16 protein-coding genes and 1 pseudogene are annotated in these 18,430 nt (G+C 53.6%); 6 read left to right on the top strand and 11 right to left on the bottom strand.

The annotated features are described in order from the left end of the window. Window positions 1–76 precede the first annotated feature (76 nt). Window positions 77–2,374, bottom strand: coding sequence for a beta-glucosidase BglX (gene bglX / locus MUA00_RS05640; protein WP_271122148.1), 2,298 nt, complete (start codon window positions 2,372–2,374; stop codon window positions 77–79). A 198-nt stretch (window positions 2,375–2,572) separates the two neighbouring features. Here bglX and dld point away from each other — a divergent pair, with 198 nt between their 5' ends. Next, complete coding sequence (dld, locus tag MUA00_RS05635; RefSeq protein WP_271122149.1) at window positions 2,573–4,318, top strand: D-lactate dehydrogenase; 1,746 nt, start codon at window positions 2,573–2,575, stop codon at window positions 4,316–4,318. A 116-nt stretch (window positions 4,319–4,434) separates the two neighbouring features. Next, entirely contained in the window at window positions 4,435–4,989 is a 555-nt protein-coding gene (locus tag MUA00_RS05630) for a GNAT family N-acetyltransferase (protein WP_271122150.1), read from the top strand. Window positions 4,990–4,998: 9 nt separating this feature from the next. Here the strand turns inward: MUA00_RS05630 and pbpG are convergent, their stop codons facing one another. Further along, a complete protein-coding gene (pbpG, locus tag MUA00_RS05625) occupies window positions 4,999–5,940 on the bottom strand; it encodes a D-alanyl-D-alanine endopeptidase (protein ID WP_271122151.1) in 942 nt (313 codons plus the stop codon). A 135-nt stretch (window positions 5,941–6,075) separates the two neighbouring features. Continuing rightward, the gene (locus MUA00_RS05620) at window positions 6,076–6,663 is read right to left on the bottom strand and encodes a Yip1 family protein (protein ID WP_271122152.1); all 588 of its coding nucleotides are present in this window, start codon (window positions 6,661–6,663) and stop codon (window positions 6,076–6,078) included. Window positions 6,664–6,830: 167 nt separating this feature from the next. Here MUA00_RS05620 and MUA00_RS05615 point away from each other — a divergent pair, with 167 nt between their 5' ends. Then, complete coding sequence (locus MUA00_RS05615) at window positions 6,831–7,400, top strand: DedA family protein (protein ID WP_271122153.1); 570 nt, start codon at window positions 6,831–6,833, stop codon at window positions 7,398–7,400. Here MUA00_RS05615 and MUA00_RS05610 read toward each other — a convergent pair. Both MUA00_RS05610 and MUA00_RS05605 read right to left on the bottom strand, forming a co-directional pair. Then, window positions 7,397–8,170: an SDR family oxidoreductase gene (locus MUA00_RS05610; protein ID WP_271122154.1), complete on the bottom strand. Its 774-nt coding sequence runs from the start codon at window positions 8,168–8,170 to the stop codon at window positions 7,397–7,399. The two genes, MUA00_RS05615 and MUA00_RS05610, sit on opposite strands and share 4 nt — an antisense overlap. A gap of 130 nt (window positions 8,171–8,300) precedes the next feature. Next, window positions 8,301–8,858, bottom strand: a complete 558-nt coding sequence (locus tag MUA00_RS05605; RefSeq protein WP_271122155.1) for a TetR/AcrR family transcriptional regulator — start codon at window positions 8,856–8,858, stop codon at window positions 8,301–8,303. Between the two features lie 107 nt (window positions 8,859–8,965). Here MUA00_RS05605 and MUA00_RS05600 point away from each other — a divergent pair, with 107 nt between their 5' ends. After that, window positions 8,966–9,433, top strand: a complete 468-nt coding sequence (locus tag MUA00_RS05600) for a nuclear transport factor 2 family protein (RefSeq protein WP_271122156.1) — start codon at window positions 8,966–8,968, stop codon at window positions 9,431–9,433. A 311-nt stretch (window positions 9,434–9,744) separates the two neighbouring features. Beyond that, entirely contained in the window at window positions 9,745–9,828 is an 84-nt protein-coding gene (gene yohP, locus MUA00_RS05595; RefSeq protein WP_124023456.1) for a small membrane protein YohP, read from the top strand. A gap of 42 nt (window positions 9,829–9,870) precedes the next feature. Here yohP and MUA00_RS05590 read toward each other — a convergent pair. Further along, window positions 9,871–10,053, bottom strand: a pseudogene (locus tag MUA00_RS05590) (MBL fold metallo-hydrolase); the annotation flags it as partial. A gap of 151 nt (window positions 10,054–10,204) precedes the next feature. On the opposite strand from MUA00_RS05590, the gene MUA00_RS05585 reads away from it, so the two are divergent. Then, window positions 10,205–11,119: a LysR family transcriptional regulator gene (locus MUA00_RS05585; protein ID WP_271122157.1), complete on the top strand. Its 915-nt coding sequence runs from the start codon at window positions 10,205–10,207 to the stop codon at window positions 11,117–11,119. A 158-nt stretch (window positions 11,120–11,277) separates the two neighbouring features. Here the strand turns inward: MUA00_RS05585 and MUA00_RS05580 are convergent, their stop codons facing one another. From MUA00_RS05580 to dusC, 5 genes are all read right to left on the bottom strand, one after another. Further along, window positions 11,278–12,672, bottom strand: coding sequence for a glycoside hydrolase family 1 protein (locus MUA00_RS05580; RefSeq protein ID WP_271122158.1), 1,395 nt, complete (start codon window positions 12,670–12,672; stop codon window positions 11,278–11,280). Between the two features lie 15 nt (window positions 12,673–12,687). After that, window positions 12,688–14,553 (bottom strand): PTS beta-glucoside transporter subunit IIABC, encoded by a 1,866-nt coding sequence (gene bglF / locus MUA00_RS05575; protein WP_271122159.1) that lies wholly within the window; start codon window positions 14,551–14,553, stop codon window positions 12,688–12,690. Window positions 14,554–14,685: 132 nt separating this feature from the next. Continuing rightward, window positions 14,686–15,525 (bottom strand): transcriptional antiterminator BglG, encoded by an 840-nt coding sequence (gene bglG / locus MUA00_RS05570; protein ID WP_271122160.1) that lies wholly within the window; start codon window positions 15,523–15,525, stop codon window positions 14,686–14,688. A 178-nt stretch (window positions 15,526–15,703) separates the two neighbouring features. Continuing rightward, entirely contained in the window at window positions 15,704–17,062 is a 1,359-nt protein-coding gene (locus tag MUA00_RS05565; protein WP_271122161.1) for a carbohydrate porin, read from the bottom strand. 426 nt (window positions 17,063–17,488) lie between these two features. Further along, window positions 17,489–18,421, bottom strand: a complete 933-nt coding sequence (gene dusC / locus MUA00_RS05560) for a tRNA dihydrouridine(16) synthase DusC (protein ID WP_271122162.1) — start codon at window positions 18,419–18,421, stop codon at window positions 17,489–17,491. Window positions 18,422–18,430 lie beyond the last annotated feature (9 nt).

Raw genomic sequence — 18,430 nt, 5'->3', positions numbered from 1 at the left:
AGTTTTAATTCGTTGGGAAAACGAGAGGGGAAGAATAAGAAAAGAGCCGGAAAACCGGCTCTTAAGCTTGAGAATGTTATTTCAGTTCAAACTCGCCACGCTTCACGCGCGCGGAATCCAGGCCAATAAAGACGTTAAATTTGCCCGGCTCGGCGTCGTACTTCATTTCGGCGTTCCAGAATTTCAGCCCTTCGATATCAATCGGGAAGCTGACGGTCTGGGTTTCACCCGGTTTGAGCATCACTTTCTTAAAGCCTTTCAGCTCCTTAACAGGGCGGCTCATTGACGCCGTAACGTCCTGCAGATACATCTGCACCACGGTTTCGCCCGCGCGATCGCCGGTGTTTTGCACATCTACCGAGGCTTCCACTTTGCCGTCGCGCGCCATGGATGGCGCGGACATTTTCACGTCGGAAACGGTGAACGTGGTGTAGCTCAAGCCATAACCAAACGGATAGAGCGGGCCGTTCGCTTCGTCGAAGTAGCGGGAAGTATATTTGTTTGGTTTTTCCGGGTTATACGGACGACCGGTATTCAGGTGGCTGTAATACGTAGGGATCTGGCCGACGGAACGCGGGAAGGACATCGGCAGCTTGCCGGACGGGTTGTAGTCGCCAAACAGCACGTCGGCAATGGCATTACCGCCTTCGGTTCCTGCATACCAGGCCTCAAGCAGCGCATCAGCCTGCCTGTCTTCCTTCACCAGCGCCAGCGGACGCCCGTTCATCAGCACAAGCACCAGCGGTTTGCCGGTCGCTTTTAGCGCGGCGATTAAATCACGCTGGCTTTGCGGCAGCACCAGATCGGTACGGCTTGACGCTTCATGAGCCATGCCCTGCGCTTCACCGACAACCGCGACCACAACGTCTGAGTTATTCGCCGCGTTTACCGCCTCATCGATCATCTCTTTTGGCGTGCGCGGGTCTACCTGCACTGCCGGTTCGTAATGGTTGAGGAAATCGACGATGTCTTTCTGATCGGTAACGTTCGCGCCTTTAACGTGAACAATTTTCGCTTTATCGCCCACGGCGTTCTGAATGCCCTGCAGGACGGTAACGGTTTGATCCGCAACCCCCGCCGCAGACCAACTGCCCATCACGTCACGCTTGCTGTCGGCCAGCGGGCCTACAACTGCGATTGTGCCGGATTTTTTCAGCGGCAGCGTTTGCAGGCGGTTTTTCAACAACACCAGGCTTTCACGCGCGACTTCGCGAGCTTCTTTACGATGCAAGCGGCTTTCGGCGTTGGTATCTTCCGGGTCAGACTCTTTCGGCCCTAAGTGGCTATACGGATCGTTAAACAGCCCCATGTCGTATTTCACGTTCAGCACATGGCGGGCGGCGTCGTCCAGCTCCGCCTGCGGCACGGCGCCGCTTTTCACCAGCTCCGGCAGATATTTGCTGTAGAACTCGTCGCTCATACTCATGTTGATGCCGGAGTTCAGCGCAATGCGCACCGCGTCTTTCGGATCGCTCGCCACGCCGTGCTTGATAAGCTCTTTGATAGCGCCATGGTCAGAAATGGTGATGCCTTTGAATTTCCATTCATCCCGCAGCAGGTTTTTGAGCAGCCAGCTATTTGAGGACGCCGGCGTACCGTTGATGGAATTCAGCGCCACCATTACTCCGCCGCTGCCCGCGTCCAGCGCGGCTTTATAAGGCGGCATGTAATCGTTGAACAGGCGCTGCGGGCTCATGTCCACGGTGTTGTATTCTTTGCCGCCTTCAACTGCGCCATAGGCCGCGAAGTGTTTCACGCTGGTCATCACCGAGTAACGATCCGCCGGGCTTTTGCCCTGCATCGCTTCCACCATGGTGCGGCCCATGATTGACGTCAGGTAAGTATCTTCGCCAAAGCCTTCGGAAACGCGGCCCCAGCGCGGATCGCGGGAGACATCCACCATCGGCGCCCATGTCATGTTCAGGCCGTCGTCCGCGGCTTCATAAGCAGAAATACGCCCGACGGTTTTTACCGCTTCAAGATTAAAGGAAGAGGCAAGGCCAAGGCTGATTGGGAACACCGTGCGCTGTCCGTGAACCACGTCGTAGGCGAAGAACAGAGGTATTTTCAGGCGGCTGAGGCTCATCACCTGATCCTGCATGATGCGAATATCGTGGCGGGTAACGGTGTTAAATATCGCCCCGACCTGCCCGTCTTTGATCATCTCACGAATGGCTTCTTTTGGATTATCCGGCCCGACGCTGATTAAACGTAGCTGACCGATTTTTTCGTCGTTGGTCATTTTTGTCAGCAGATCGGTGACGAACGCATCACGCGCTTGCGGCGTTAATGGATGAGGACCAAACATCTCTTCAGCCAGCGCCGGTTGCAGTGCGAGGCTAACCGCGATACCTACAGAACAGAGCCATTTCATGGATTTACTCTCTTGCTCAAGCCGCCCGCGCGGAGCAGCACATTATGATAAGGAGAGCAGTGTGCCACATCGTTAAGCGGGTAAGAAGAGCGGCTTCAGTGTTAAATGCTGATTTTTCGAACATTTCAGAGTATTGGTAAGCGTTTTGCCGCTATCATTGAAAGCGAGAATTTTTGTGCCATCACAAGGAGTGGGACCATGTCCGTATCTGCACATTCTGACAACCAAACGTTTATAAATGAACTGAACCGTCTGCTTGGCAGCAACCATGTTCTGACTGAAGCGGCAAAAACCGCGCGTTACCGCAAAGGTTTCCGTTCCGGCCAGGGCGAAGCGTTGGCGGTGGTGTTTCCCGGCTCGCTTATTGAGCTGTGGCGCGTGCTGAGCGCCTGCGTAGCCGCGGATAAAATTATTCTGATGCAGGCGGCTAACACCGGTCTTACCGAAGGTTCCACGCCGAACGGCAACGATTACGACCGCGATGTCGTTATTATCAGCACTCTGCGCCTCGATAAATTACAGCTTCTCGATAACGGCAAGCAGGTGCTGGCTTTTCCCGGCAGCACGCTTTATCAGCTTGAAAAGGCACTCAAGCCCCTGGGCCGCGAACCTCATTCCGTGATCGGCTCTTCGTGTATCGGCGCTTCGGTGATTGGCGGCGTCTGCAATAACTCCGGCGGTTCGCTGGTGCAACGCGGCCCGGCCTATACCGAAATGGCGCTTTATGCCCGAATTGATGAACAGGGCAAGCTGACGCTGGTTAACCATCTGGGCATCGAACTGGGCGCCACGCCTGAGCAAATTCTCAGCAAGCTTGATGACGAGCGAATCAAGCCGGAGGATATCCTGCACGATAATCGTCAGGCTTCGGACCATGACTATGCCGAGCGCGTACGCGATGTAAATGCCGATACGCCATCGCGTTTTAATGCCGATCCAAACCGTCTGTTTGAAGCTTCCGGCTGCGCAGGCAAGCTTGCGGTGTTTGCCGTCCGCCTTGATACCTTTGTCGCTGAAAAACAAAACGAAGTGTTTTACATCGGCACGAACAAACCGGAAGTGCTGACCGAAATCCGCCGTCACATTCTGGCGAATTTCAAAAACCTGCCGGTCGCGGGGGAATACATGCACCGCGACATTTACGACATCGCCGAGATCTATGGCAAAGACACTTTTATGATGATCGACAAGCTCGGCACCGACAAAATGCCGTTCTTTTTTACCGTTAAGGGTCGCGTGGACGCGGCGCTGGAGAAAGTGCCGTTTATTAAACCGCATTTTACCGATCGCGCATTGCAACGCTTTAGCGCCCTCTTCCCGAGTCATTTGCCGCCGCGAATGAAATCCTGGCGTGATAAGTACGAGCATCATCTGCTGTTGAAAATGTCCGGTGAAGGCATTGAGGAAGCGCGCACCTGGCTGGAAAGCTATTTCCAGCAGGCCGAAGGCGCGTTTTTTGCCTGCACCCCGGCCGAAGGCGCTAAAGCATTCCTGCATCGTTTTGCCGCAGCAGGCGCCGCCGTGCGCTACCACGCCGTACACGATAAAGAAGTGGAAGATATTCTTGCGCTCGATATCGCCCTGCGCCGTAACGACCGCGAGTGGTTTGAACAGCTCCCGCCGGAAATCAGCGCTCAGATTAGCCACAGCCTGTATTACGGCCACTTTATGTGCCATGTCTTCCATCAGGATTACATTGTGAAAAAAGGCGTGGACGCACATGCGCTCAAAGAGCAAATGCTTGAATTGCTTCGTCAACGTGGCGCGCAGTATCCGGCAGAGCATAACGTGGGTCATTTATACGAAGCGCCAGAAACGTTAAAACGATTTTATAAGGCGAATGACCCTACAAACAGCATGAACCCGGGGATTGGCAAGACTACCAAGCATAAGTGGTGGGATGAGAGCGCTTGCAGCCATACACACCATCATGACCCTTACTAAAACCGGCCGTCAACCGCCAGAATGAGGGCTGTTTTTCGCTCATTTTTAGGACTAAATTAGCGAACCAAAGGGTGGGAAATCCCTTTCCCACCCGCCCCCAGCGCAGAGGTTCGAAAATGTCAGTGGTCGAAACTTTACCGTTCGCGCGGCTGGATGTTCGGGAAGCTACGCTCGACGATATTCCTGCTATCACCGCCATTTATGCATGGCACATCCTCCATGGTCGCGGATCTTTTGAAGAAAAGCCGCCGACCGAACTGCAAATGAGAGAACGTTTACAATGCGTTCGCGAACAGGGGCTGCCCTGGCTGACTGGACGCTATGGCGGCATTGTCGTGGGCTACTGCTACGCCACTGTTTATCGCCCTCGCCCCGCCTACCGTTTTACCATTGAAGATTCGGTTTATATCGACGCCAGCATGACAGGCCGCGGCATCGGCAGCGAACTGCTGAGCGCGCTTATCACACGCTGTGAAGAAGGCCCCTGGCGACAAATGATTGCTGTTATCGGCGACGGCGAGAAAAATACCGGCTCATGCCGCCTGCATAAACGGCTAGGCTTTGAAATCGTAGGGAATTTACGCAGCGTGGGATTCAAGCTCGGTGACTGGCGGGATACGTTAATTATGCAGCGTCCTCTTAATGACGGGGACTGGACGCTGCCTGATTAAGTTTAAGCGTTAGTCTTCCTGCGCACTGCCCGCCACAGCATTGTTCGCCATCTGCGCTGCTTTTTGCTTTTTGTAGCTCAGGGCGGATGACGGAACGGGCGTTATTTGGCCGGTTTCCATCCATTTGCGCAGACGGTTAGCGTCCGCGAAGTGGGTGTATTTACCAAACGCATCCAGCACCACCAGCGACACGGGGCGATTGTTAATCACGGTGCGCATCACCAGGCAATGCCCGGCATTATTGGTAAAGCCGGTTTTCGTCAGTTGAATGTTCCAGTTATCGCGATACACCAGATGATTAGTATTACGGAACGGCAGCGTATACGGCGGATTGCTGAAGGTCGCCATATCCTCTTTCGTGGTGCTGAGCTGGCCGAGCAGCGGGTATTGTTTCGAAGCGATCAGCATTTTGGTGAGATCGCGCGCGGTGGAAACATTTTCTATCGACAGCCCGGTCGGCTCCACATAGCGGGTGTGGGTCATGCCAAGGGATTTAGCCTTCGCATTCATCGCGCGAATAAACGCATCGTAGCCGCCCGGGTAATGGTGCGCGAGGCTTGCTGCCGCACGGTTTTCCGAAGACATAAGCGCCAGCAGCAGCATATTTTTACGGCTGATTTTACTGTTCAGACGCACGCGGGAATAAACCCCTTTCATTTCCGGCGTGTGGCTGATGTCCACGCTCAGCATTTCATCCATCGGCAAATGCGCATCCAGCACCACCATTGCGGTCATCAACTTGGTGATAGAGGCAATCGGGCGCACCAGGTCCGGATGGCTGGAGTACAAAACCTGATTAGTTTGCAGATCGACAATCATGGCGCTGCCGGAAGCGATTTCCTGCCCGGTGCTGGCGGGCGTCACGGTTTTGCTCGCAAGAGCCTGCGGTGCCAGAGGCACGGTTATCATCAGCGCAAGGCTGAACAACGATAGACGGATTTTAGTCGGCATGGTGACGCTTCTGTAATTATTTTGGAATGTGATGTTTGCCACCGCTTACGTTCACATGATGAATAACATAAGTGAGGCGCCAGCATAATACTCTGACGCCTCGGGAAACGGCTACAGGAGAATCGTAACGTGATATCAAAACAGGCGATATCCGTAACCCCACAAAATAACCGCCATCGCCAGCAGCACTTCCAGCACCAGGACGCCGATGGCGAGCGTGGAGCTGGAGAAGCTCATCCCTTCTTCTTTATTGATGTTCAGGAAGTCAGGAATGCCGACATACAGCAGATAGCCCGTATAGACCAGCGCCGCAGCACCCACCGCGACACAAAGCCAAACCAGCGGATAAAGCGCCACCACGCCGCTTAAAAACAAAGGCGTCGCCACATAACCGGCAAACACCATGCAGCGGGCAAGCGACGGACGTTTAGGATAATTTCTTGCCATCCACCAGATAACGCGGCCCATTACGGCCACACCGGCCAGCATCAGCGCATAGAACACCACACCAAGAGACAAACCGGTCAACAACGAGAGTTGCACAAAGGTGCCATCGCCAAAATTCCAGCCAATCTGCGTGGTGCCGATAAAAGCGCAAATGACCGGGATGGCCGCCATAATCAAAACGTGGTGCGTATAGTGATGCGAGATCGTTTCGTTCTCGCGCTTAATTTCCTGCATTTCACGATTGGGATGGGATAGCAATCCCCAGACATGGTTCATAAGGCCTCCTGTCATGTAGATCCAAAGTGTAAGCAGCATCCTAATTATAATGCACACCGGTAGATTGTTTTTTAATCGCAGGAATTTATCTGCCCCGTTTAGCTGCAAGCGAGCTGTGGGGTTGTATGCTTTAAAGGTGTTAACAATAAGGAGAACAACTGAGCCTGATGGATATCAATAGCTTAATTGAGCATTACGGCTATGCAGCGCTGGTTTTAGGCAGCATGGCGGAAGGAGAAACGATTACGCTACTCGGTGGGGTAGCCGCACATCAGGGATTGCTGAAATTTCCTCTGGTAGTGCTTTCAGTGGCGCTGGGCGGCATGATTGGCGACCAGTTGCTTTATCTGGTTGGACGACGCTTTGGTCACTCGTTGCTTTCGCGCTTCAAAAAACATCAGAAAAAAATCACCAAAGCCCAGAGGCTAATCAACCGCCATCCTTATCTGTTTGTACCAGGCACGCGCTTTATGTACGGCTTTCGCATCATCGGACCGATATTAATCGGCGCCAGTCGCCTGCCGCCGAAAATATTTCTTCCGCTCAACGTTGCGGGAGCATTGATTTGGGCGACGCTGTTCACCTCGCTGGGCTATGTCGGGGGCGAAGTTATCGGCCCGTGGCTACATAACCTCGACCAGCATGTTAAGCGCTGGATTTGGCTGGTCGTCGTCGTCGCCCTGGTCTGGCTTGCCCGCTACTGGTTTAAACGCCGCGAGAGCAAACGGCAGGATTAGCTTTTCGGTTTGAACTGGGGATTAGCCAGCATAAAGCCCCCGTCGACGATAAAAGATTGCCCGGTGGTGTAACTCGCGCTCTCTGAACACAGCCAGGCGACAAGGCTTGCTATCTCCTGAGTCTCGCCAAAACGGCCGAGCGGGACTTCCGGCAGCTCAGCGCTTTTACCTTCCCCCTCTTTCATGTTGTTCATCGGGGTGGCGATAGCGCCTGGAGCGACCGCGTTTACCAGAATTTTATGCTGAACCAGCTCCATCGCCATCGATTTAGTCAGCCCGCCCAGCGCGTGTTTTGCGGCGGTATAGGCGCAGGCTTCGGGCAACGGCGTGTGTTCATGAACGGAGGTAATGTTGACAATTCGCCCTCCCTGCCCCTGCTTAACCATGGCGCGAGCCGCTTTTTGCGAACACAAAAATGCGCCGTCCACGTCAACGGTAAACAGCTTGCGCCATTCGTCCAGGGTGACGTCCAGGAAGGGATTCTTGCTCATGGCGCCTGCGTTGTTCACCAGCGCATCGATTCTCCCGAAGCGGCTTATCAGCTCATCAATGCCTGCCGCGCCGTCGGGTAAATTGCCTAAATCAAGCTGAACAGTTTCAGCGCGTCGCCCCAGCCCCCGAACCTGCCGCGCGGTTTCTTCCGCGCCCTGCTCGTCGGAATGCCAGGTGATCCCCACGTCATAGCCCTGCTCAGCCAGCATCAACGCGCACTTTTTGCCGATACCAGAATCCGACGCCGTCACGATAACCACTTTGTTAGCTGCACTCATCATCACCTCCCGGGCAAGATTAAAACCTGAAAGCTAAGTATAGGAGGTGATAAATAATTAGCCGACGCCGGCTTGCAGGGCCGGATAACTGCTACCCTTATGCCAAAAAATAAGCCCATCGATAATCAGCTTAAGCAGGGAGCAGCTTAAGGTAATCATTTAATATTTTTATGGCTTCGTCTGGTCGAGCGTCACGCTGGGCCTTAACGATAGCGCCGTCAATCCCCATCGCTATTATCGCGGCCAGCCTGAGTCCTGTTTCATCTTTGGGCAAATACTCCGCCAGAATCCGGGTCATTTCCTGTTTGTGGCTTTGAGCAAGCGCGAGGCTTTCGGGCAAGGCATCCGCCAGCTCCACCGCAGTATTAATAAACGCGCAGCCTCGAAATGCTTCGCTCCGGAACCATTCGTCCAGCGTGGCGCAAAGTGCTGCGGCAAAGCTATGACGTAGCGTAATTTCATGGGCAAGAGAGGCGCGGAACCAGCCGATCCAGCGTTCATGACGATAGTTCAAAAAAGCACGAACCAGCGCGTCCTTCGCCGGGAAGTGGCGATAGAAGGTCACTTTTGTCACCCCTGCCTCTTTGATTATTTTATCGATACCCGTAGCGCGAATACCGTCGCGATAAAACAGATCGTGAGCAGTCTGCAATATGCGATCGTGGGCGTTTGGTTGAGCGGCTGGCATGTTTCCTCCTGGCTGGAGGCCAATCATGCCGCAAGTAGACAACTCTGTCTACTTGGTTTAGGGTAGCGAAGTAGACAGAGTTGTCTACCTACCTGTGGAGAGCAGATATGACGATTAAAACCCCCGTCCCGCCGTTTACCCGTGAAACCGCACGCGAGAAAGTCCGCCTTGCAGAAGATGCCTGGAACAGCCGAGATCCCGAACGCGTGTCAAAGGCATATTCCGTGGATACACACTGGCGCAACCGCGCAGAATTTGTTGACGGCCGTGAAGCCGTCGTCGGCTTTCTGCAACGCAAATGGCTGCGCGAGCTGGATTACCGCCTCATCAAGGAACCGTGGGCATTTGACGGCAACCGCATTGCGGTACGTTTCGCCTACGAATGGCACGATGACTCAGGCAACTGGTATCGCAGCTTTGGCAACGAAAACTGGGAATTCAACGAGCAGGGTTTAATGATAATCCGCCACGCCTGCATCAACGACTGTCCCATTAAGGCCGAGGAACGAGCTTTCTTCTGGCCGCTGGGCCGCCGCCCGGACGATCATCCTGAATTAAGCAGCTTTGGTTTCTAAAAACAGCAATCAGGTAATGAAACCGATGTATGGCCTGATGCTTTCTTCAGTAATAAGGCCCTACTACACTACCTGGGCCAGTTACGGCTGGTTTTGCCGCTACGCTCGCGTTCGGGGCGCAGCGGAAACCCTGGCGCTTGATGAAGAAAAAGAACGCCGACGATCTTCCTGCTGGCCGCTCGTAAAGCCTAACCCCGCTGATTTTCAGACCTTTTATTCTCAAAAATTCCGTTTACAGGGAGGCGACTCCCCCCGCTTCGCGCATCCTTGCCTATACTGTTAAAACATTAGCCAGAAGTTAAGGAGCCACAATGAAAATTCTTTTATGGGCAATTTTGATCATCTTTATTATTGGCTTACTGGTCGTAACCGGCGTTTTCAAAATGATATTCTGACTGTTGTGGCGGGTGGCGCAACGCTTACCCGCCCTACTTTAAACCGATGCCGGGGAAAGAAATATGCGCCGCCGCGGCCCAGGCCCCTTCCTCAGCAAATTGCCTGAGCCCCCTTTCTCTGGTTAACACAGCCCTTTTCTGATCAACGTCAAAATGAATCGCCACGCCCGGATCAGGCATCTGCACGGCTTTTGCATGAATAATATCGCCCCATAGCATCATGGTTTACCCGCCGTTGCTGACGCAATAAATGTGCCGTCAGACACGGCAGCGCTAAAATTGTCAGAGCTGTTTTCATCTTGTCCGCAGAGCGTTGTTTCAACTTGCGGACAGTACCCATGCGGCATTATTATCACTCCAATTGATTGGAGACATAATGACTATCAAAGAGAATGATTTTCGCAAAATCGACCTCAACTTGCTGATCGCTTTTGCGGTGCTATTTCGCGAGCAGAGCGTTTCGCTGGCAGCGGATAAGCTGCATCTCGGCCAGCCTGCGGTGAGCGGTTCACTGGCGCGTCTGCGAGAAATGTTCGACGATCCGCTGTTTATTCGCAGCGGCCATCGCATGCAGCCCACCGCCCGTGCTACCGAATTACACACCGAATTAATGCCGCTGCTGGAGCAACTGCAGAGCGCGCTTTTCCAGCAGGCGGAATTTAATCCGGCCAGCGCCAAAACCACCATCACCATCGGCATGACCGACTGGGTAGAAATGTGGCTGATGCCGCGGCTGGTGCCCGCGTTGCGCGAGCAGGCCCCGGGCGTGCGTCTGAACGTTGTGGCAAGCGACCCGTTCACCGATGCACAGCGACTGGAAGGCGGCGAGCTGGATATGGCGATTAGCGTCGCAAATCAGTCCGCACGCTGGATGGAACGTGAAATTCTTAAGCCGATGGAGTTTGTTACCCTCTGGCATCCTTCGCAGCTTCAGCCTGCAGCTCCGCTAACTCCGGAAACTTACGCCGCACAGCAGCATGTGCTGGTGAGCTACCGCGAAGCCACAAGCAGCCATATCGATACGCTGCTGGCAAAACTGGGGCACAAGCGCGAAATTTGCTATACCACGCCGCATTTCGCCGCTCTGCCAGGCCTGCTGATGCAGATGCCTGCGATTGCTACCGTGCCACAGGGGCTGAGCGATAACTGGCAGAAAACATGGGGTTTACAAAGCAGCCCGGTGCCGCTTGAGGTCGCCCCGTTTGAGGTAGCTTTGTTGTGGCATCAGCGTCATAACAGCGATGCGGCGCTGATGTGGGTACGTGGATTTATTAAGCGGCTGATTCAATGACCGCGTCGGATGGCGCTGCGCTTATCCGACCTACAAGCGATGAATAAAACGTAGGGTGGATGACGAGGCTTATCCGACCTGCATGCAATAAATTAACGTAGGGTGGGTTAGCTTTAGCGCCATCCACCATAAAGCCGGATGGCGCGGGCCTGTCCGGCTTATGCCTTCAGGCTCCCACCGTTAGTGGCAATCACCTCTTTGTACCAGTGGAAACTCTTCTTACGCGCTCGGGCCAGCGTGCCGTTGCCCTGGTCGTCCCGGTCAACATAGATAAAGCCATAGCGCTTGGAAAGCTCCGCTTTTGACGCGCTCACCAGATCGATTGGCCCCCAGCAGGTATAGCCGAGCACGTGCACGCCGTCGTCAATCGCCTCGCCCACCTGCACCAGATGGTCGTTCAGATAGCTGATGCGGTAGTCGTCATGCACCGTGCCGTCTGCCTCCAGCTTATCTTTTGCTCCAAGCCCGTTTTCAACGATAAACAGCGGCTTCTGATAGCGATCCCAAAGTTCGTTAAGCAGAATGCGCAGGCCAACCGGGTCAATCTGCCAACCCCATTCGGAGCTTGCCAGATGCGGGTTCGGCACCATGCTCAGAATATTGCCGCGCGCCTTCTCGTTCAGCTCTTCATCGGCGGTGACGCAGCCGGTCATGTAGTAGCTAAACGAGATAAAATCGATGGTGGTTTTCAGCGCCTGGCGATCGCTTTCGGTGATGTCCACTTCGATGCCGTTGTCGCGGAAATAACGCAGCATATAGCCCGGATATTCACCGCGACACTGCACATCGCCAAAGAACAGCCAACTGCGGTTTTCCTGGAGCGTTTTAAGCACATCGTCCGGCTTGCAGGTCAACGGGTACATCAGGCCACCCAGCAGCATATTACCGATGCGGGCATCCGGGATTATCTCGTGGCAGGCTTTCACCGCCAGCGCGCTTGCCACTAACTGATGATGAATCGCCTGGTAAATTTCTGCTTTGCTGCTGTTTTCCGGCAGGCCTACGCCGGTGAGCGGCGCGTGCAAAGACATATTGATTTCATTGAATGTCAGCCACAGCTTCACTTTGTTTTTAAAGCGCGTGAACACCGACCGGGCATAACGCTCAAAGAAAGCGATCAACTCGCGGTTGCCCCAGCCGCCGTAGTGTTTAACCAGCCCCCACGGCATTTCGTAGTGGGAAAGCGTCACCATTGGCGTGATGTTATGTTTCGCAAGCTCGTCAAACAGGCTGTCGTAATAGGCAAGCCCCGCTTCGTTCGGCTCCTGTTCATCGCCCTGCGGGAAGATTCGCGTCCAGGCGATAGAAACGCGCAGGCAGCTAAACCCCATTTCGGCAAACAGCGAGATATCTTCCGGATAGCGATGGTAAAAATCGATGGCGACGTCTTTGATACCGAAATCACCCGGCTGACGCTCGGCGACTTCGCCAAACACGCCATGTGGCTGAACGTCAGAGGTGGAAATGCCCTTTCCGCCTTCTTGCCATGCGCCTTCTACCTGATTTGCGGCAATCGCGCCGCCCCACAGAAACGTCTCAGGAAATGCTTTCATATACTTCTCCTTTGCTTAACGGCGCACCGTAAGAAACGGCGAGCCTGAATCAATGGTGTGGTTAGCCGTTACGCGCTCAACCGCTGCGTAATCATCGCTATTGCTGACTATTACAGGCGTGGCGAGGTCGTATCCCGCATCCAGAATTGCCCGGCGGTCAAACTCAATAAGCAGGTCGCCAGGCTTAATTTTGTCCCCCGGCTTAACATGGGCGGTGAAGTGCTGGCCGTCCAGTTTTACCGTATCAATGCCTATATGAATCAATAATTCAATGCCGCTATCGCTCAGCAGGCCGATGGCGTGGCGCGTCTGAAACAGCGAGGCGACTTCCCCGTGGAACGGGGCGATAAGCTGGTTACTGAGCGGTACGATCGCGGCTCCCTGCCCTAACAGGCCGCTGGCGAAAGTTGAGTCCGGAACCTGGTCCATGGCCAGAACGGTTCCGCTCATTGGAGCCAGAATGTCGTTCTCATTTGCCTGTTCAGCACTTGCAGAAATAGCTTCATTTGTTTCGCCGCGCGGCAAACCAGCAAACCACGTCATCACACAGGCCAGCACCAGCGCAAGGGCCGTGCCGATTATCGCCCCCCATACGCTTGCATCTATCCCTCCCGGCGGGATCGTCTGCGCAAGGGTGAAGATACTGGCAAAGCCAAATGAATAAACGTTACTGTGGCTGAACCCCACAATCGCCCCGCCGATAGCCCCGGATACGCAACCGAAAATAAACGGACGGCGATTTGGCAGCGTTACGCCATACACCGCAGGTTCAGTGATACCAAAAATTCCCGCCGTTGCCGCCGATCCCGCCAGCATTTTCAGACGCGTATCGCGAGTACGCAGGAATACGCCAAGGCATGCCCCCACCTGCCCCATAACGGCCGGAAGCAGCAGCGGCAGCAGGGTATCCTGCCCAAAAACAGAAAGATTATTGATCATCAACGGCACCATTCCCCAGTGCAGGCCGAAGATGACGCACACCTGCCAGACCGCCCCCATAAACCCACCAGCAAGCCAGGGAGCGAAGGCATAAATCGCCTGATAGCCGTGCGCCAGCATCTGGCTAAGCCAGGTCGCCGCCGGGCCAATCAGCAGAAACGTCAGCGGAACGGTGATGGCCAGGCAAAACAGCGGCGTAAAGAAATTACGCACGGCGGACGGCAGGAGTTTAGTGAAGCGCTTTTCAAGCCAGCAGCTTACCCATGCGGCAAAAATTATCGGAATAACCGAAGCGCTGTAATTGATGTAGGTAACAGGTATGCCAAAGAAATGCTCGGTCACAGCACCCGCCTGGCTGCCCGCTTCAAAAGCCTGCAGCGCAACCGGATGCGTCAGCGCGCCGCCAATCGCCATAGTGACAAACGGGCTGCCGCCGAACTTTTTGCCTGCCGTATAGCCCAGAACCAGCGGGAAAAAGTAAAACAGCCCGTCGCTTGCGACAAACCACAGTTTGTAGGTTCCACTCTCCGGCGTCAGCCAACCGCAGACAGTCGCCAGCGCAAGCATACCTTTGAGGATACCGGATGCAGCCATCACGCCCAGGAACGGGGTGAAAATCGCCGATACGATATCTATCAGCCGGCTTAGCAAATTAACTTTTTCACCTGTCTCTTGCGGCGTTGAGCCAACCTCAACGATTCCCGCCTCGGCGCATACCGCGTTGTAAACATCATTGACATGGTTGCCTATCACAACCTGGAACTGTCCGCCGCTTTCTACCACCATAATCACGCCGGGGTGTTTTTTAAGCTCCGCGGCATCCGCAAGCGTCCGATCCTTTAGTTTGAAACGCAGTCGGGTGGCGCAATGCACCAGACTCGCTATATTCTCGCGTCCGCCAACGTGGGCCAGAATAACCTTCGCAAGTTCTTGATACTCCATAATTCATTCCTTTCACTTATCGCCCCCAGGCGATGTGCGGCTGAGTAAAATGCAAAAAACCTGAGACCAGCCTCCCTATGGGGAAACCAGCGCTCAGGTTTTGCCTGCCGAAGCAGTAACAATCCGTTTTTATTAAGCCTTACGGCTTTCTTTGCGCACTCGCTCAATGTGAATGGCGAGGAACATAATTTCTTCTGTGGTCAACTCGCGCTGATATTCAGCGACTAAATGCCGATTAATCTTTTCAGCACAGCGCCAGGCGTGCGGATAATTATCTTTCGCCGCGGCGTGCAGCGTCGCATCATCATCTGCCACTACGTTACGGCTTAGCATCCGCTGGGCGAAAAACTTCAAATGAGTAACAAACCGCTGATAGCTCAGGCTCTCTTCGTCATACTCAAGCGTAAGCTGATACTTAACGATATGAAGAATTTCCTGCATTACGCGCGTCACATGCATCACTTCGGGCATTTCGCCGTCAAGCTGTGCGGTGACAAGATGCAGCGCGATAAAACCAGCTTCATCTTCTTCCAGCCGTACGCCAAGACGTTTTTCGATAATGACCAGCGCCTCCTGCCCCAGCAAAAACTCTTTCGGGTAAAGACGCTTTATTTCCCACAGCAGCACGTTGCGGATAGCCACCCCTTTCTTTTGCCTTTCAATGGCAAAGTGGCAGTGATCCGTCAGAGAAACGTACAGGCTCTCCTGTAGCTTGCCCAAACGCTGGCGCGAGAGTTCGATAATGCGATCGCAGGTGGTCATGACCTCCAGCGGAATTTGGTTAAGCAACTCGCTTAAGCGCGCCACCAGCTCATCGCTTTGCAGGGCAAAAACTTTTTCGATTTTATCCCTGTCCAGCGTATCTCCGACGTGTTTCTGGAATCCCAGTCCACGTCCCATTACCACCTGTTCGTGCTGCTGATCGTCCAGAATCACCACTACGTTGTTGTTTAATATTTTGGCGATTTTCATGGCTACCCCAGAAACAAAAAAACCTGACCTCTGGCCAGGGCCAGAAAATCAGGTTTTGCCTGCCATAGGCAGTAACAATCCAATCCGGCTACTTTACCAACTTTGCTTCGTCTCTCAACGAAGCGGGTCGAAAAACGTGATGTCGATCGTCTGTCGCAGAAATCAGCCGGCCGCACATTCAAAAGGTGACAACCGTTTTCAGCCCCACCACCCAGGCATCCTGCGTTTCTTTCAACCCGCCGGGGCGGTGCCAGTATTGCAGGTCTGGCTGAAGCTCTACCCATGATGACAGCCAAAAACGATAATACAGATCCGCGTTGACCGAATGCCCGGGGACCGGGCTGTAGCGCGCATTGCCATAATCATCAATACCCTGAAGCTGGTTCTGATAAGCCTGGCCGCGGGCATAATGGCTTCCCATAGCGATATAAGTTACGCCAAGGCCCAGCCAGTCTTCCGGGCGCGCATCAAATAAACCCCGGTAGCGCATCTGCGCCGCCGCCGTGTAATGCATATAATTACTGCGCTGATCCGCCACGCTAAGACTCGTCGCAACGCTCATACCACGATTCGCATCTTCTTTATGGCGGGTGATTTGCTGATTAAAGCCCGCGTACATAAACCAGGTGCGGTTATATTCACGATAGCCTTCCGGGTCCACGGCTCCCGCGCCACCCGACTTTCCGCTATACAGATCGGTCTGAGGCGCATTGGTGAACAGTACGCCGAAATTATACGCGCCGGGTAGCCCGTTCATCGACGTTCTCGCTTCCAGTTCAACCGGCAGCAGAATGCCTTTGCTCCCTTTGGTTGACCAGCTCCAGGCATGGCTACGGCTGGAAGCCTGAGGATTTTGCTCCATAACGCCGGTTTTCAGCGTCAGCTCCGGCGTCAGTTTGTATTCAAACGTCGTGCCCCACGTATGCACATTCCAGTTATTCCAGGTCATGGAGTTCGCTGATTTGCCGCCGCATTGCGACAACAACTGGAAATCGCAGGGAATAATCTGGTCAAAAGTTTGTACTTTATTCATCATCCCAATTCGCCAGGTCAGACGCCGTTCGTCAAAACTACGGGCGAAAGTCAGCCAGCCCAGACGCGTGATGGATTGCCCACCCCAGCTTTCCTGTGATAAATCATTAAAATTAACCCGCCGATCCTGAAGGCGCTTAGTGGTCAGGTTATCGTTATGATTGCGGTTAACGATATTCCCTTCAATGCGAGCGTCGGGGATCCCGGTCCAGCGCTCCAGATCCTGATTAAAGGTCAACGCCACCTGATCGATATAAGCCATATGTGAATCATGGTCATATCCGCCGCCGGCATTCCAGGCAAGCTGGCTCAGCCAGCCCAGATTCCAGTTAAATCCCTGTTCATTCAAAAGTGGGCGAATCCCCAGCATGTCGCCTAATAAACCCGGCTGGGGTGCTTCAAAACCCAACGCGGTTCCATTCCAGACTTTCTGAGCCGCATTAACCGACAACGAAAGAAAAAGAGCGGATGAAATAAGCGTGACTTTCGCAGTAATTATCATCATTTTTATGCATTCCATTTTTTAGACAAAAGCATCCCGCTACGCTGGATGAAATAAAAATCACAGCGTATGAATTCTCATTTTTTATATGCCGCGTATTAAAAGTTCTGGTAAATACCCTCCTCCTTCGTTCTACCCCTTTAACATGCACCAGAAAAAAGGCAAAAAAAAACCTAACCTTTTGGCCATATAAATCTATATGATCAAAAGGTTAGGTTTTGCCTGTTATGCAGTAACAACCCTATATTTAATTTACCTACACACCCTAACACCAGGATTATTTATGATCCAGCATGGGAACCCAGTAACATCTCAAACTGTGAGCAGTTTAACATCTGACGGTAATTTCTTTTAAATTTGTAATAAATTAGCTTAACCAACCGCCAGATTAAATAGCGTTAAGGGCTTATTTATTACCCCTTTTATTAATTATAATGCGCCTATCGCTCGCGCAATATCAGACGAGGTTTTATACGTGCGAATCTCGCTAAATAAATCCGTCGCCTCAGCGTATTCTTTTCGCAGATAACCCAGCCACTGTTTGATGCGCGCCACGTGATACATGCCGGTATCGCCCTGTTTTTCGAGCTGGCTGTATTTTTGCAGCAGTTTCACCACTTCCGGCCAGGGCATGCGCGGTTCGTTATATTTGATTACCCGACTCAGGTTCGGCACGTTCAGCGCGCCGCGCCCGATCATCACTGAATCACAACCGGTTGCCGCAAGACAATCCTGCGCGCTTTGCCAGTCCCAAATTTCGCCGTTAGCGATTACCGGAATGGACAAACGCTGGCGGATTTCACCGATGGCGGCCCAGTTGATCAGCTCAGCTTTATAACCGTCTTCTTTCGTGCGTCCGTGGACGACAATCTCCGTCGCTCCAGCCTGCTGTACGGCATCGGCGATTTCAAACTGCCGCGCGCAGCACGCCCAGCCCAGGCGTATTTTCACCGTCACCGGCAGTTCCGCAGGCACGGCTTCACGCATAGCTTTGGCGCCGCGGTAAATCAGTTCCGGATCTTTAAGAAGAGTCGCGCCGCCGCCGCTGCCGTTAACCAGTTTGGACGGACAACCGCAGTTGAGATCCACCCCCCACGAACCGAGCTCCACTGCGCGCGCGGCGTTTTCCGCCAGCCATTGAGGATGCTGGCCGAGAAGCTGTACGCGCACCAGGGTGCCGGACGGCGTGCGGCTGTTATGCAGTAATTCGGGGCAAAGCTTATGGAAGGATTTTACCGGCAAAAGCTGGTCGACCACGCGCAGAAATTCGGTGATGCATAAGTCGTAGTCATTCACCTGAGTCAGCAGTTCACGAACCAGTGAGTCGAGAACCCCTTCCATCGGCGCCAGTAGTACACGCATAACGTTTTC

Origin of the sequence: Dryocola boscaweniae (genome assembly GCF_025215095.1) — a bacterium.
Lineage (GTDB): Bacteria > Pseudomonadota > Gammaproteobacteria > Enterobacterales > Enterobacteriaceae > Dryocola > Dryocola boscaweniae.
Note: the sequence above shows the minus strand (reverse complement) of the source record. Positions and strands in the feature narration are given on the sequence as shown.

Bases quoted from the DNA above. Each gene is read 5' to 3' on its own strand.
- MUA00_RS05620 (WP_271122152.1), bottom strand. From the start codon at position 6,663: ATGAACCATGTCTGGGGATTGCTATCCCATCCCAATCGTGAAATGCAG.
- MUA00_RS05580 (WP_271122158.1), bottom strand. From the start codon at position 12,672: ATGAAAGCATTTCCTGAGACGTTTCTGTGGGGCGGCGCGATTGCCGCA.
- MUA00_RS05615 (WP_271122153.1), top strand. From the start codon at position 6,831: ATGGATATCAATAGCTTAATTGAGCATTACGGCTATGCAGCGCTGGTT.
- yohP (WP_124023456.1), top strand. From the start codon at position 9,745: ATGAAAATTCTTTTATGGGCAATTTTGATCATCTTTATTATTGGCTTA.
- MUA00_RS05610 (WP_271122154.1), bottom strand. From the start codon at position 8,170: ATGAGTGCAGCTAACAAAGTGGTTATCGTGACGGCGTCGGATTCTGGT.
- MUA00_RS05630 (WP_271122150.1), top strand. From the start codon at position 4,435: ATGTCAGTGGTCGAAACTTTACCGTTCGCGCGGCTGGATGTTCGGGAA.
- MUA00_RS05565 (WP_271122161.1), bottom strand. From the start codon at position 17,062: ATGATGATAATTACTGCGAAAGTCACGCTTATTTCATCCGCTCTTTTT.
- MUA00_RS05600 (WP_271122156.1), top strand. From the start codon at position 8,966: ATGACGATTAAAACCCCCGTCCCGCCGTTTACCCGTGAAACCGCACGC.
- dusC (WP_271122162.1), bottom strand. From the start codon at position 18,421: ATGCGTGTACTACTGGCGCCGATGGAAGGGGTTCTCGACTCACTGGTT.
- MUA00_RS05585 (WP_271122157.1), top strand. From the start codon at position 10,205: ATGACTATCAAAGAGAATGATTTTCGCAAAATCGACCTCAACTTGCTG.
- MUA00_RS05605 (WP_271122155.1), bottom strand. From the start codon at position 8,858: ATGCCAGCCGCTCAACCAAACGCCCACGATCGCATATTGCAGACTGCT.
- dld (WP_271122149.1), top strand. From the start codon at position 2,573: ATGTCCGTATCTGCACATTCTGACAACCAAACGTTTATAAATGAACTG.
- bglF (WP_271122159.1), bottom strand. From the start codon at position 14,553: ATGGAGTATCAAGAACTTGCGAAGGTTATTCTGGCCCACGTTGGCGGA.
- bglG (WP_271122160.1), bottom strand. From the start codon at position 15,525: ATGAAAATCGCCAAAATATTAAACAACAACGTAGTGGTGATTCTGGAC.
- bglX (WP_271122148.1), bottom strand. From the start codon at position 2,374: ATGAAATGGCTCTGTTCTGTAGGTATCGCGGTTAGCCTCGCACTGCAA.
- pbpG (WP_271122151.1), bottom strand. From the start codon at position 5,940: ATGCCGACTAAAATCCGTCTATCGTTGTTCAGCCTTGCGCTGATGATA.